At 45.3% G+C, this 13422-nt stretch carries 14 protein-coding genes and 2 pseudogenes; 5 read left to right on the forward strand and 11 right to left on the reverse strand.

Annotation, left to right across the window (positions count from 1 at the left end; genetic code table 11):
* Window positions 1–11: 11 nt before the first annotated feature.
* Both mlaD and FBY58_RS09630 read left to right on the forward strand, forming a co-directional pair.
* Window positions 12–521, forward strand: a complete 510-nt coding sequence (gene mlaD, locus FBY58_RS04525) for an outer membrane lipid asymmetry maintenance protein MlaD (protein WP_141919690.1) — start codon at window positions 12–14, stop codon at window positions 519–521.
* Window positions 522–753: 232 nt separating this feature from the next.
* Window positions 754–987: pseudogene (locus FBY58_RS09630) on the forward strand (DUF2155 domain-containing protein); the annotation flags it as partial.
* A 35-nt stretch (window positions 988–1022) separates the two neighbouring features.
* Here FBY58_RS09630 and aat read toward each other — a convergent pair.
* Window positions 1023–1831: pseudogene (gene aat, locus FBY58_RS04535) on the reverse strand (leucyl/phenylalanyl-tRNA--protein transferase).
* A 164-nt stretch (window positions 1832–1995) separates the two neighbouring features.
* Here aat and FBY58_RS04540 point away from each other — a divergent pair.
* Window positions 1996–3006 carry a P1 family peptidase gene (locus FBY58_RS04540; RefSeq protein ID WP_141919692.1) on the forward strand — a complete coding sequence of 337 codons (1011 nt, stop codon included), beginning with the start codon at window positions 1996–1998 and terminating at the stop codon, window positions 3004–3006.
* Between the two features lie 9 nt (window positions 3007–3015).
* Here the strand turns inward: FBY58_RS04540 and FBY58_RS09525 are convergent, their stop codons facing one another.
* The 6 genes from FBY58_RS09525 to FBY58_RS04565 all read right to left on the reverse strand — a co-directional run bounded on the left by FBY58_RS09525 (window position 3016) and on the right by FBY58_RS04565 (window position 5759).
* Entirely contained in the window at window positions 3016–3141 is a 126-nt protein-coding gene (locus FBY58_RS09525) for a hypothetical protein (RefSeq protein ID WP_260432107.1), read from the reverse strand.
* A 4-nt stretch (window positions 3142–3145) separates the two neighbouring features.
* Window positions 3146–3577: a hypothetical protein gene (locus FBY58_RS04545; RefSeq protein ID WP_141919693.1), complete on the reverse strand. Its 432-nt coding sequence runs from the start codon at window positions 3575–3577 to the stop codon at window positions 3146–3148.
* The gene (locus tag FBY58_RS04550; RefSeq protein ID WP_141919694.1) at window positions 3570–3797 is read right to left on the reverse strand and encodes a hypothetical protein; all 228 of its coding nucleotides are present in this window, start codon (window positions 3795–3797) and stop codon (window positions 3570–3572) included. Before FBY58_RS04550 ends, FBY58_RS04545 begins: the two co-directional genes overlap by 8 nt.
* A 34-nt stretch (window positions 3798–3831) precedes the next feature.
* The gene (locus tag FBY58_RS04555) at window positions 3832–4386 is read right to left on the reverse strand and encodes a glycoside hydrolase family 108 protein (protein ID WP_141919695.1); all 555 of its coding nucleotides are present in this window, start codon (window positions 4384–4386) and stop codon (window positions 3832–3834) included.
* A gap of 176 nt (window positions 4387–4562) precedes the next feature.
* Window positions 4563–4889: a hypothetical protein gene (locus FBY58_RS04560; RefSeq protein WP_260432108.1), complete on the reverse strand. Its 327-nt coding sequence runs from the start codon at window positions 4887–4889 to the stop codon at window positions 4563–4565.
* Between the two features lie 237 nt (window positions 4890–5126).
* Window positions 5127–5759, reverse strand: coding sequence for a glutathione S-transferase (locus FBY58_RS04565; protein WP_141919696.1), 633 nt, complete (start codon window positions 5757–5759; stop codon window positions 5127–5129).
* A gap of 279 nt (window positions 5760–6038) precedes the next feature.
* Between FBY58_RS04565 and FBY58_RS04570 the strand changes: the two genes are divergently transcribed.
* Window positions 6039–6929, forward strand: coding sequence for a DMT family transporter (locus FBY58_RS04570; protein ID WP_141919697.1), 891 nt, complete (start codon window positions 6039–6041; stop codon window positions 6927–6929).
* 49 nt (window positions 6930–6978) lie between these two features.
* Here FBY58_RS04570 and FBY58_RS04575 read toward each other — a convergent pair whose 3' ends face one another.
* Window positions 6979–8208, reverse strand: a complete 1230-nt coding sequence (locus tag FBY58_RS04575) for an amino acid aminotransferase (RefSeq protein WP_141919698.1) — start codon at window positions 8206–8208, stop codon at window positions 6979–6981.
* Window positions 8209–8632: 424 nt separating this feature from the next.
* Here FBY58_RS04575 and FBY58_RS04580 point away from each other — a divergent pair, with 424 nt between their 5' ends.
* Window positions 8633–10378 carry an alkaline phosphatase family protein gene (locus FBY58_RS04580; RefSeq protein ID WP_260432109.1) on the forward strand — a complete coding sequence of 582 codons (1746 nt, stop codon included), beginning with the start codon at window positions 8633–8635 and terminating at the stop codon, window positions 10376–10378.
* 1 nt (window position 10379) lies between these two features.
* Here the strand turns inward: FBY58_RS04580 and guaD are convergent, their stop codons facing one another.
* The 3 genes from guaD to FBY58_RS04595 all read right to left on the reverse strand — a co-directional run bounded on the left by guaD (window position 10380) and on the right by FBY58_RS04595 (window position 13314).
* The gene (gene guaD / locus FBY58_RS04585) at window positions 10380–11681 is read right to left on the reverse strand and encodes a guanine deaminase (protein ID WP_141919699.1); all 1302 of its coding nucleotides are present in this window, start codon (window positions 11679–11681) and stop codon (window positions 10380–10382) included.
* 36 nt (window positions 11682–11717) lie between these two features.
* On the reverse strand, window positions 11718–12197 hold the full coding sequence (locus tag FBY58_RS04590; protein ID WP_141919700.1) for a MarR family winged helix-turn-helix transcriptional regulator: 480 nt from the start codon (window positions 12195–12197) through the stop codon (window positions 11718–11720).
* A gap of 118 nt (window positions 12198–12315) precedes the next feature.
* On the reverse strand, window positions 12316–13314 hold the full coding sequence (locus tag FBY58_RS04595) for an NAD-dependent epimerase/dehydratase family protein (protein WP_141919701.1): 999 nt from the start codon (window positions 13312–13314) through the stop codon (window positions 12316–12318).
* Between the last annotated feature and the right edge of the window lie 108 nt (window positions 13315–13422).

Consider the following 13422-nt stretch of genomic DNA (forward strand, 5'->3'; position numbering starts at 1 on the left):
ATAATCGCCTGATGAAAAACACTTTGCGTGAATATAGTGCAGAGGCGCTAACCGGCCTTTTTATTGTCATTGCGACGATTTGTTTCGCCTATTACGCTTGGAACAAGACCGGCGGCGGTGTCACTGCCCATGCTGTTCATGTGAAGGCTTTGTTCCCTAATGCTGGCGGCATCAATTCCGGCACAGAGGTTAGGGTTGCTGGTGTAAAAATTGGTAGCGTTCTTGATGAACAGCTTGATCCGCAGAGCTATCAAGTCATGGTTAATTTGGCTTTAGATCCGGCGATCCCGCTTCCTTCTGACAGTAGCGCGGCCATCACCTCTGATGGTTTGATGAGTGGCTCTTATATCGCCCTTATCCCAGGCGGTTCGGACAAGCATCTAAAAGAAGGTGATACCATTATTGATACCCAAGGCTCGGTTAATCTGATGGGGCTGATTGGTCATTATTTAAACGGTAATAATGGCTCGAAACCGGCACAGAATGACGCCTCGGGACAAGCTGCCGACAAAAATTCATGAAGCGTGGTGCGATGATTGTCCTTCTGATTGCAGTTATTCTGCTTTCAGGAGGTATTTTGTGGGATATTAAAAAAATCGCCCTGAATGGCTCGACTTTTCTTCTCGTGATGAAAAATCGGCTTCGTCTTCGAAAACAGAGAATGAAGTCGTTTCGGGTGAAAATGATGATAAATCAGTAGCGGATAAATCCGAATATACGACGACAGCCCCGACAGAAAAAGGGGTTTTGCCCATGTCGCAAAGAGTGGCGGTTTTGGGCGTGTTAAATAAGAAAACCGGCGAATGGCAGGATATCATCTTGCATACCGGTGAAATGACCCATTTTCCCGATATCATTATCAAGCTTGAAGCTTGCGAAGAAACGATGCCTTGGGAAGCCGAGCATTTAACCGGTGCTTTCGTACAAGTGGAAAGTTTGAAATATAACCACCGCTGGCAGAAGATATTTTCAGGATGGCTGTATAAAGAAGCGCCATCTTTGAATGTAATCGAAAGCCCTAATTATGATGTCTGGCCTAAAAGCTGCACGATGCGGGCACCATCTGGACGCAGCAAGGAAAAAGAACCAGCTCCGGCGGCGGCGCCTGTCAAATCTTCACCCTCTGCCAAAGCTAAAGTGGCCTCTCCCGAAAAGCGGGATTGATACTCATCTTTAGAGATGATGTGATCTTTTGATAGGGGCGGAATACTATCCAACGCACCCCAATTACCAGATTTCTTATTTGCAAAATATCCAGAAACGGCAGGTCTTAGGCGTTCTAAATATTCTTCTCTTTTATTTCGACCGCGCCCATTGAAGCCAAATGGTCGGTGATGAATTGACAATCGAGAAGCGTAAATCCGCCTGCTTTTAATCGGGCGACGAGCCAAGCCAAGGCCACCTTTGAAGCGTTGCTGACCCGACTAAACATGCTTTCGCCAAAGAAGGCATAGCCTAATCTGACACCATAAAGCCCCCCGACCAAGCGGCCATCCTGCCAACATTCTACCGAATGGGCGTATCCCAGCCGATGCAGCAAGCAATAGGCAGCGCGGATTGGCGGATTGATCCAGCTATCTGGTCTCTCTTCGGTCGGTTCCGCGCAAAGATCAATAACGGCTTCAAAATCACGATCAGCGGTCACTGAAAAGCGATCAGAGCGGATGACCTTGGCTAATGACCGCGAGAGATGAAAATGATCAAGGGGTAAGATACCCCGTTTTTTAGGTTCAACCCAATAGACTTCATCTGTTTCCCGACTGTCAGACATAGGAAAAATGCCAGTCGCATACGCACTAAGCAAAAGATGATGATCGATCATATTTTTCATAGCCAACCTTCTTTTCAGGATCAGACTATAGGCGATAGAAAGGGAAATTGGTAATCCAAATAAAAAGAGTAACGACCCTTTCTTTCGGTGACTTTTGGTTTTGATGGTAGATCATTACCCATTATTATAACGACCACCTCTCATCACTTGAATAGCAGGCTTTCTTGAAACAGATATCTTCACCCAAGACCGGTTACCTTAACCTTATTACTGATGTTGAAGGCCTTTTGGTTGGACAGGCAGAAGACCCGATTGCAAAAACCGGTGTGACTGTTCTGACTTGCCCTTCTTTGTGGACGGCTGCGGTTGATATTCGCGGTGGAGGTCCTGGGGGGCGCGAAAGTGCTGTTCTTGATCCCGAAAATCTGGTCGGCGGGGTGCATGCCATTGTTTTAACAGGTGGTTCTGTCTTTGGTTTGGCTGCGGCGGATGCGGTGACGGTGGCTTTATCCAATGCAGGGAAGGGGTTAGACCTTAATAGTAACCATAATCCTGTCCCGATCATACCGGCAGCGGTGCTTTATGATCTTGCCAATGGCGGGAAAAAGGATTGGGGCGAAAGGCCACCTTATTATCAATTAGGGAAATCGGCCTTGCAGCAGACCTCTTCTTCTTTTTCTTTGGGAAAGGCGGGGGCCGGCTATGGCGCTATGGCGGGCACGGTCAGGGGTGGTCTTGGCTCAGCCTCTTTGGATTTAGGTGATGGGCTGGTTGTTGGGGCTTTGGTAGCGGCCAATCCAGTGGGCTCCCCCTATATGGCTGATAATCAAAGCTTTTGGGCATGGCCTTTTGAAATAGAACAGGAGTTCGGGGGACATAGGCCTGATATCAGGCTGATGCATTATAATGACCCATTTCCTGATACTAGCCGGATTTTCAACACTTCCCGCTTAAAAGGTGGAGCCAATACTATGTTGGCAGTGGTCGCAACGACAGCAGAACTCGATCGAAATCAAACCAAAAGATTAGCGATTATGGCACAGGATGGTTTCGCGCGAGCTGTTAGGCCGGTGCATACACCTTTTGATGGTGATACCTTATTTGCGCTTTCTTCCGGTGCAGTTTCCATCGGTCAGGGGAATGATGCTAATATACAATTGGCACGTATCGGTTCTGCTGCCGCCGACTGTGTAACGCGAGCCATCGCCCGCGCAGTCTATTGTGCGAACAAGTAAATATTCCGGCTATTTTTGAGCAGTGGTTTTATTTTCTGCCTGAACAGCCTGTTGTAATGCTAATAATTGCAACCGGATGCTACCGGCTGTTTCGTAAAGATTGATGCTGCCCTGAAGCCACTGGGCAGCCGTCATATTGTTATCGGGATTGCGAGGGAAGGCTGGAAGCTGTGGCGGCGGCGTCATTAGATTGGCTGGCAAGCTCGGCATTGGCTGCACGACGCGCGTCGTCGAGCAAGCCGGAAGCATCAGCATTGCCACAGACAGCAGTATAAACGGGCTGCGATGCCGTTTTTTGCGCATTTTCTTGAACATTCCTTATTTTGTCGGTCTGACTTTGTTGGATGAGGCTCATTTTTTGAGTCAAATCATCTATTTGTTGTTGTGCAAGACCGGCCTGTTTTTGGGATGTGGATAAGGCTTTTTCATATTTGGCCTGTTCATGGCGTTTGCCCCGACGATATCCATCGTGATGGATCAGGCCTATCGCCAAAAGAATGGCCGATACGGCAAGTATGGGTTTCCATGAGCCTTTTATAAAAGACCAAATGACGGGCAGCAGTTCAGTCATGGCAGCCCTTGTTTTCGATCTGAAGGTTTTTGTCGTTTTGATTGCTAAATGAAATCAAAGTTCCCCCAAAGGTGGCCATCCCAATCCCTTGAGCCATATTGTTAATCCACCCCATATCATGTCCCAGCAAAGTGCCGACGACGATAAGCAGGCCTCCCCATGTTGTGCGTTCTCTCAAACGGCCTTCTATCCAGTGTATGACTGTATAAAAACGCCTCATTGTTTTTCTCCAATTTGTTCATGTTTTGTTCTTTTTAGGTCATGGCAGACCACCATTGGCTGTCAGGAAGATAACTGGTTGTGCGATTATTCCATCCTTTCAAAAATCGGGGCTGATGAAGGGATAAATCAAAATTTTCCCGAGTTTTTGCCCATATAATGGCGGCTTGAGCCTCGCCTGTTTTTTGTATCCAGTTTTGATAGGCTTTGACGGTATCATCGCCAATGATACCATCAGGTGAAACACCAATAAGCCCTTGTAAAAGCCGGATCGCTGTTTTGGGTCCCGATCCCCATGCTTTATCAAGAACCGAAGCGGTGACATGATTCCATGGGAGTTTATCCATGCCGGAATCATGATAATATTGGGAAAGACCGATCGAGACCGCTTCGTCTTCTGTCAGGTTGGACATATCCGCTGCGGTAATATTGGTGTTCTGCCTTTCAAGCGAAAGTGCAGCCGCCGTGATACCGTATTTTGAACCTACTAACTGGCCTTTCCACCAGTTTCCTCGATCTTTCGGATCGAGAGATAATTGTCCTTCCCAATGCTGGATATACCAACGGATAAAATCAGCAGCTGTCATCATGGGAAACTATTACCACTTGTCAATGACAGCATCTGAAGGCGATGTCTGGTCATTTTGAAAATCATCGAACTATCCTGAAATATAAATAAAACAACAGGTTATGAAGATATTCTATTGCCTGTTTTAAAGTTATTATGGCGGGCTGATGGGTGTCAGTTGCCGGTGCTAAACCCGAGCTATTGGATAGAACCCGTCTGGAATCCGTGCATACTTGCCATTTCCAGCATATCTTCGGTTGATACGACATGCTGCCCAACCAACCAGACATCCCTAGAAAAAGTCATATCCACGATATTGGCATGACAAACCGGCACATAACCTTTCCGCCTTAGATAATTGGCAGCAGAGCTTTCGATTTTCTGATGTGATAATTTTTGTTTTTTCGCGGTAACGCCATATTCAAACCGGTTTTCCGGTTGTTGAAAAAGGGCCGCTTCCGCGTTTTTTTGTGTGTTTGAAGGCAATGCGTTTTTAGAAGTAAATGCCTTTTCAGAATTCCTCATGATAACATTCCTTTTTGTTCTTGTTATGTTCTAAAAATATCAACAAGAGCGACTGTAGGAAAGTTCGATGTGGAAAAATGTTATTTTTGTTGGAGTTGTATTATAAAAATATATCAATATTTATTGTATTTTAAATTTATATAATAATATTTGTAATATCAGAAAGATTCGGAATAGGGATGAATGTAAAAAAACGGCACAGAAAGCTGTGCCGTTTCGAGTCATTTGATTTTGTTATCAAGCCTTCATACTAGGACGGGCAGAAACCTCTTCATACCAGCGATGCAAGGCTTTCAGCTTGGTATCTGGTTCGATATCAAGGCGTTTTTTAGCAAGATCAATCGCAACAATGGCTGTGATATCTGCCATAGAGAAATGATCACCCGCAGCATAAGCCTGTTTTTGCAGATAACCATCGAGATCTTCAAAAAAGCGAAGTGTCCGTTTTTTACCGCGTTCCGCCAGTTCTGGAATCTGTTGATAGCTATCGGGGCCTGCCAAGGCATGGCCTTTCAGATTGCTATTGCTATTGCGGGTCGCATCGACAACAGAAAAATAGCCGTCCAATTCAATCCGTCTTTCCCACATTCCAACAATAGCGCGTTCTTCCGCGGTACGACCAATTAAGGGTGGATCGGGATATATTTCTTCCAGATAACGGCAGATAACAGGCACTTCCCCTAAAGGGGTGCCGTCATCCAACAAAAGAGTAGGCACAACACAATAGGGGTTTATTTTGCGATATTCTTCAGAAAATTGCTGTCCCGAGGGAAGGTCAACTTGCAGGGTTTCGATATCAATCTTTTTTTCTGCGATAAAAATCCGAACCCGACGCGGGTTGGAAGCCCCGCTATAGTCATACAGTTTCATCTGTCTTCCTTTCTGCTCTTTTTATCTTTTATAGTGATTTGAACGCAGAAGCGGCGTTTTCTTTTCCAAAAAATAAAAAGTTCTCGCTGCTTTTTTTCTCTATAGAAACAGCGTCACAAACAGTTATCCATTTTATTGGTTTAGATAATTATAGCTTTCTGGAATTTGAATTTTTATTTCACATTTAAATTATAATAATATTTTTATTTAAAATAATATTATATCAATTATAGTGGGTTACAGTCTAATATATTCAAAATTCAAGTGAGGGGATATTTCATGAACCGGTTGTGGAATAATGCATGGATAACACTATCTCTGGCTGTTCTTATGTGGGCTAGTAATTTTGTTATTGGACGTATTATTCCGTCCACTATGCCACCCGTCAGTTTATCGTTTTGGCGCTGGGCTGTGGCGGCGTGCATCCTTTTGCCTTTTGTGTGGTCTTCTTTGAAAAAAGAGTGGCGGGTTATTCTTCGACATTGGCCGATTATCTTGTTGCTTGGGGCTACTGGACAGGCGGGTTCCAATACATTGGCCTATTATGGATTACATAGCACCGGCGCCACGGTTGCTTTGCTGATTCAGTCTGCAACACCTGTGGTTATCTTGCTTTTTACCTTTGGCCTTTATGGGGAAAAGCCTAGCTTAAAACGCATTATTGCGATGTTTTTTGCTTTTGCCGGTATTCTTTGTGTGATTGCGGCCAAAGGCAGTGGGGGCGCGGCATCGACAATAGGCGGTTGTCTGCTTTTGACGGGAACCATGTTATGTCAGGCTTTATACGCGACGGTTTTGCGCCATAAACCACCAACGAGCCCGTTGGTTCTGTTGTTTGCCTGTTTTGTTGCAGCTTCGCTTGTATTGTTGCCTTTCCAGATTCCTTATGGGGTAGGGCTGCCTTTCCATGATTTTCATGTTTTATCAGCCATTCTCTATCTGGCGGTTGGCCCGTCGATTTTTGCGTTTTTATTCTTTAATCGGGGCGTCCATATTATCGGAGCCAGCCGAGCCAGCATTTTTCTCTATTTGATGCCGGTTTTCGGTAGCTTGATCGCGGTGCCTCTGCTGGGCGAGCGGCTGGGCTGGATGCATCTGACCGGATTTTTATTGGTTGGGGTCGGATTTGTCTTATCGAGAGAAAAAGTAAGATCAATTTTGGCGCGTTGATAAAAAAGCCCTTCCTGATGTTGAATCGGAAGGGCTTTCTGACAAGAATTTAGAGAATGGCTTTGATCGCCGCAACAAAGGGATCAAGGGTTGCCGGCGTTAAGCCCGCCACATTGATGCGGCCTGAGGGCGCCATATAAATCGCATTTTCAATACGCAGCCGCTTAATCTGTTCAGATGCAAGCGGTAATATCGAAAACATGCCTTTTTGCTGTAACAGTGGCGTAAAATAGTCGTCTGCCTTGGCGAGATATTGGCGAATACCGCTAATCCGTTTTTGCATGGCTTTTAATTCTGTACGCCAAGATTCGCGCAGCGGATCGTTTTCAAGAATAATCCGTACGGCTGCGGCACCATGATCAGGCGGCATAGACCAATGCGTTCTGGTTGAAGCGATTAAATTAGACCGGATGGTCTTACTGCTTTCGGCATTGCGCGATAACACAAAAATCGCGCCGGTTCTTTCGCGATAGAGACCAAAATTCTTGTCACAAGAATAGGTCACAATCATCTCTTCGACATGCTGGCTTAACCAGCGCATCCCCGCGACATCTTCATCTAGGCCATCGCCAAGCCCCTGATAGGCAAGATCAATGACAGGCAGTAAGCCGTTTTCGCTGATAACTGCGGTCAGCGCTTTCCACTGATCGAAGGTGAAATCACATCCGGTCGGGTTATGGCAACAGCCATGCAGTAAGACGACATCGCCCGATTTGACCTGTTTCAAGTCATCGAGAACAGAATCAAAATCAATCTGACGTTTTTGGCTATCGTAAAAAGGATGACTAAAACTACGTAAGCCGGTGTCGGTGATGATTTGGAGATGGTTGACCCATGTCGGCTGACCATAATGAATACCAGCATCGGGGTTGGCCGCGTGAATAAGATCAAAGGCCAGTCGTAACGCGCCCGTGCCACCCGGTGTTTGTAAGCCGCAAAGTCGGTCATGATCGTTAAAATCATCCCCAAAAACGACCGGAATCAATTTCTGGAAAAAACCGATATCACCGGCTGATCCGAGATATGATTTGGTTTTCTGTTCATGGATAAGCTGAATTTCTGCAGCTTTAACCGCTTGCATAACAGGCGTGTGCCCTTGATCGTCGCAAAAAACCCCAACCCCGACGTCAATTTTATTTTCGCGGTTGTCTTCACGACAAAGGGCGATCAATTCCAAAAGGGAATCTGCCGGTTGAGGTTTAAGATTTGAAAAAGTCGATTTTTTTTCAAAAGGCACCGAAACCGGTCTTTCTGTTATATTTTCGGCATAAGCGGTCATGATATCCCTCTTTATATTCCTCTATAAAAAGAGGTTAGACGAAATTTTGTCAGTTAAACAATAAAAAGAATAACAGCTTTTTATTAGTATAAAACAATAGGTTATTATAATAAATTTATTTGCATAATAGTGTAAGTCTTTTTAATTTTGTGACTATTTTTTGTGTTTTTTTGATATTTAATTGTTTGTAATAAGACTTATTATGCAATAGATTATAACATAATTTAATGATTGATATCTTGATTCAGTAAAAATAGCTGCTTTAAGTTTAATTTAAAATATCAATTTATAATAATTTTATTTTAAATACATCCCACGTTGGTAATTTTATTATTTATATTGTGATATGCATTATCATATATCTAAATGTCATATTGAAATGATATTAGTCGTTATTCCCAGACCTTTATAAAGGGACAAGTCATTGCTTCCATATTCAGTTCTAAAGCGGATACGTCATTATCTGTCTTTTTCTTTTACGATAGCGATAACCGCGAGTAGCCTTTCAACAGCAACCCTTGCGGCGGCGCAACCTACGGATACCCACAAGGAAGCCGATGGCGTAGCTGCACTGTCTGGCACGCCACATGACCCGTGGAGTGGAACCCGCCTTGTTGTTGCCATTTCGGTTGATCAATTTTCAGCTGATTTGTTCTCAGAATATCGCAATCGTTTCCATTTGGGTATGAAGCAATTACAAAATGGTGTTGTTTATCCCATGGCCTATCACAGCCATGCGGCAACCGAGACCTGTCCCGGACATTCTGTTTTATTAACTGGCGACCATCCGGCCAGAACCGGCATTATTTCGAATAGCTGGTATGACTTTTCTATCAAACGGGCAAATAAGGCCGTTTATTGCAGCGAAGATCCCGCAAACTCACCCGATGCCCAGAATTATCAGCCTTCTGTCCAATATCTGAAGGTGCCGACTTTAGGCGACCGGATGAAAAAGGCGAACCCGCATAGTCGAGTTATATCTGTTGCGGGTAAAGACCGTGCCGCCATCATGATGGGCGGCCATATGACTGACCAGATATGGTTCTGGTCAAACGATGCCTATAAAACGCTGCCCGATCACAAGGTTGCTATGCCGGCCAGTGTAAAATCGGTGAATGAGCAGGTCGCCCAGCTGATGCTGCAGGACGAAACGCCGGTTATGCCATCGGTTTGTGCCGATCATGCGGCCGCCCTGAAACTTGGCAGTAATAATGTTATTGGCTTAGCACCTGCTTCACGGAAAGCGAGTGATTACAAAGGCTTTCGCCTGACGCCCGACTATGATCGGACAACAACCGATATAGCCGTTGGTCTGATTGATGAATTGCAATTGGGACATGGTAATGCCCCTGATTTATTGACGATCAGCCTTTCTGGTACGGATGCTATAGGACATACTTTCGGCACAGAAGGGGCTGAAATGTGCACCCAGATGACTGGTCTGGATAGCAATATTGCGAAAATCATTACGGCTTTAGATCGTAACGGCGTATCCTATGTTCTCGTTCTGACCGCCGATCATGGTGGGTTGGATGTTCCAGAACGAGCAAATTTACGCGGTATTCCAACGGCGCAACGGGTTGACCCTGCCTTATCGCCGAATGTTGTGTCTGCCCGATTGGCTGAACAGTTTCATTTAACCACTAATCAACCGCTGTTTTTTGCCATTGAGCCACAGGGCGATTGGTATGTTAATCGCGACTTACCGCAGCAAACAAGAGAACAGCTTATCAATGCTGCTAAATCTGAATTAACCGCGCATCCGCAGGTCGCTGCTGTTTTTACAGCAACAGAATTAAGCCATTTCCCGCAACCGACACGTTCACCGGAATTATGGAGCCTTGCTGAACGGGCAAAGGCCTCTTTTGACCCGTTACGTTCCGGCGATCTGATTGTTTTATTAAAGCCCCGTGTCACGCCGATTGCCAAAGCAGACGAATACGGAAAAGTGGTGGCTACGCATGGTTCACCTTGGGATTATGATCGTCGGGTGCCGATCATATTTTATACCCCACATGTGACGGGCTTCGAACAGCCAATGCCCATAGAAACCGTCGATATCATGCCAACTTTGGCCGCCCTATTACAAATTCCGTTAAAAAAAGGGGATGTCGATGGGCGTTGTCTGGATTTAGATCCGACGACCGCCACGACCTGTCCGATACAGTAATCTATAAATGGGGGGTGCCGGCCTGACGAAAAGCCTGTTTACCTTTGATATAGGTAGCGGCAATCGCCCGATCATCCCCCATTATTTCTATAGCGAAGAGCTTTTCGGATAAAGGCGCATCCTTGGTTCGGCGGGCAAGTAAAGGCGTCGCCGCTGGATCGACCAATATAAAATCGGCTTCCTGTCCGACTTCCAATGATCCAACATAGCGATCAATGCCTAAAAGGCGCGCTCCGGCTAATGTTGCCAGATAAAGTGCATGGAAGGGATCAAGATTGTAATTCTGTAATCGGCAGACTTTATAGGCTTCGGACATGGTTGCTAATAGTGAAAAGCTGGTGCCTGCGCCGACATCACTGCCCAGACCGATAGTAATGCGATGTTGGTTGGCTTTCGCAAAATCAAATAATCCAGAACCCAAGAATAAATTCGATGTCGGGCAAAATGCAATTCCGGCACCGGCCTTGGCCAAGCGTTCAAAACCGGAATTGGATAGATAAAGGCAATGGGCAAAAACGCTTCTTTTTGTAAGCAACCCAAAGTTGTCATAGACTTCGAGATAGTCACGTGATGTTGGAAAGCGTTCTTTTACGGCGGCGCATTCCGCTTCTGTTTCGGCAAGATGGGTTTGCATTAGAATATCGGGATATTCGTTTAGTATTTTACCCGCACCAACGAGTTGTTCCGAAGATGAAGTGAGAGCAAAACGAGGCGTGACCGCATATCCCAAGCGGCCATGGCCTTGCCATTGTTGAATTAACGCTTCGCTTTCCCGAAGTCCGCCATGCGTGTGGTCAGCCAGAGATTTCGGCGCCAAATCCATCAACACTTTTCCGGCGATGACCCGCATATCGGCTTTTAAGGCGGCATTATAAAGCGCTTCTACCGATTGTGGATAAGAGGTTGCAAAAACAAGCGCCGAGGTTGTGCCACTCCGCAGGCATTCTTTTAAAAAGAAATCTGCTGTAGCTTCTGAATAGGCCTTGTCCGAAAATTTCTCTTCAGTCGGGAAAACCTTTTTCTCAAGCCATCCCAGTAAAGTTTCGCCCCCTGCGGCGATGCAATCTACCTGTGAATAATGGATATGGCTGTCAACAAAACCGGGCATGATCAGATAGCCCGAATAATCGGCAATTGTCAGATCAGGAAATTTTTCAGTGATGATTTCGGTGCTATCCCGCGCAATGACCAAGCCATTTTCAACGACAATAATCCCGTCTTTCTGATGAGAGATCGCCTTGTCGCCATAAAAAGACGGATCGTCTGTCAGGGAAACTATTTCGCCCCGAAAACCCTGCCGCATCGTTATTTCCTTGTCTTTAGTCGCGTACGCGAAGGGTTAAAGCAGAATTTTGGTTTCTACCGACAATAGATTTTCTAATAACTGCCAAAATCCGGTGACAGCATCGGCGCCACTTTTGGCATAGGCTTTTGCCATTTTGTCGCGGATAAGGCCGAAAAGTTGACCTTCCAAAGCCGAACCTGATGCTGTTAATTTAAGCAGCCGACAGCGGCGATCCCGTTCGCCTTGCCGTATGACAATCAGTTCTTTTTCTTCCAAGTCATGAATGACACGCCCCAAAGATTGTTTGGTAATATTCAGCAGGCGCAGCAATTCACCGACTGAAATATCCGGTTTTCTGGCAATGAAATAAAGGGAACGGTAATGCGCCTGTCCCAATCTGTTTTTTGTGAGCAAGCTATCAATGGACTGATAAATTGTCGAATATCCGAAATAAAGGAGTTCGATACCGCGCCTTATTTCAGGTTCTCTTAAAAACAGAAGGGAATCTGCTGGCGAAGAAAACGCCTCTTTCATCAGGCCACACCTTTGAAAAATAGATAAAATACCGGACTTGAAAGATATATGGCAGTTTGGAAAAGCAAAGCCTACTTTTTTGATGCTGGGTTATTTTGAATTTGTGACAAGATTGGCATTAAATAGCTATATAGCGCCGAAACCATGTCACAAAGTGATGTGTCCCGACATCTAAAGAAATCTTGGGCGAGAAGTCCAAATCACGTTTGGATGTTTCGATATCGGCATAGGTGGCAGGGACATCTCCCGCTTGCATTGGTTTTAATTCGGTTATGGCTTGGCACCCGCAAGCCTGTTCTAGCCGTTCAACAAGATAGCTTAAGGTCTCGGGATGATTGTTGCCGATATTGTAGAGATTATGGGGATTGAGACTGCCACCGGATTTGATCTCGTTGTTATCTTTTGGGGGGTGATCTAAGGCCGAAATTAGACCCGCGACAGCATCATCAATATAGGTAAAATCCCGCAGCATATTGCCATTATTGAAAAGCATAATGGGCTTTTGATTTAGAATACGCTGGGTAAAAATCCACATCGCCATATCAGGCCGCCCCCAAGGGCCATACACCGTAAAAAAACGGATGCCGGTTAGGGGAATGCGATAAAGATAGGCGTAGCTTTCGCTGATCATTTCGCCAGCCCGTTTTGTCGCAGCATAAAGCGATACCGGATAATCGGGATGGCTATCGATGTTAAAGGGCAGGGGAGAACGATTGCCATAAACCGAAGAAGATGAGGCATAAACCATATGCCTGACCTTTCGCTGCCTTGCTATTTCAAGGATATTGAGATGGCCGATCAGATTGGAATTGCCATAGGCCGCCGGATTAAGGAGCGAATATCTGACACCAGCTTGGGCACCTAGATGGATAATCCGATCGAAGTCATATTTTTTAAGGATATTATTTAATTGATGGGCATCTGAAAAATCGACTTCAAAAAAATGGAGTTTGCCATTGGCTATCTTTTCGATTTCGGCAAGGCGGTGCTTCTTTAATTCTGGATCATAATAATCATTCAGATTGTCTATTCCGATCAGCTCTTCGCCTCTTTGTAAAAGCGCTTTGGCAGCAGAGCTGCCAATAAAGCCAGCAATGCCCGTTATCAGAATAGCCATAATCGAGATCCTTTAGGAAGAAGTTCCCATTTTTTAGTGGCAGAAAGAAAAATTTTAAAAATCAAGGCTTTTCAAGCCAGTCTCAGTCGTTATAAAGAAAACCGTTCT

The organism is Zymomonas mobilis, assembly GCF_006715975.1.
GTDB classification, from domain to species: Bacteria; Pseudomonadota; Alphaproteobacteria; order Sphingomonadales; family Sphingomonadaceae; genus Zymomonas; species Zymomonas mobilis_B.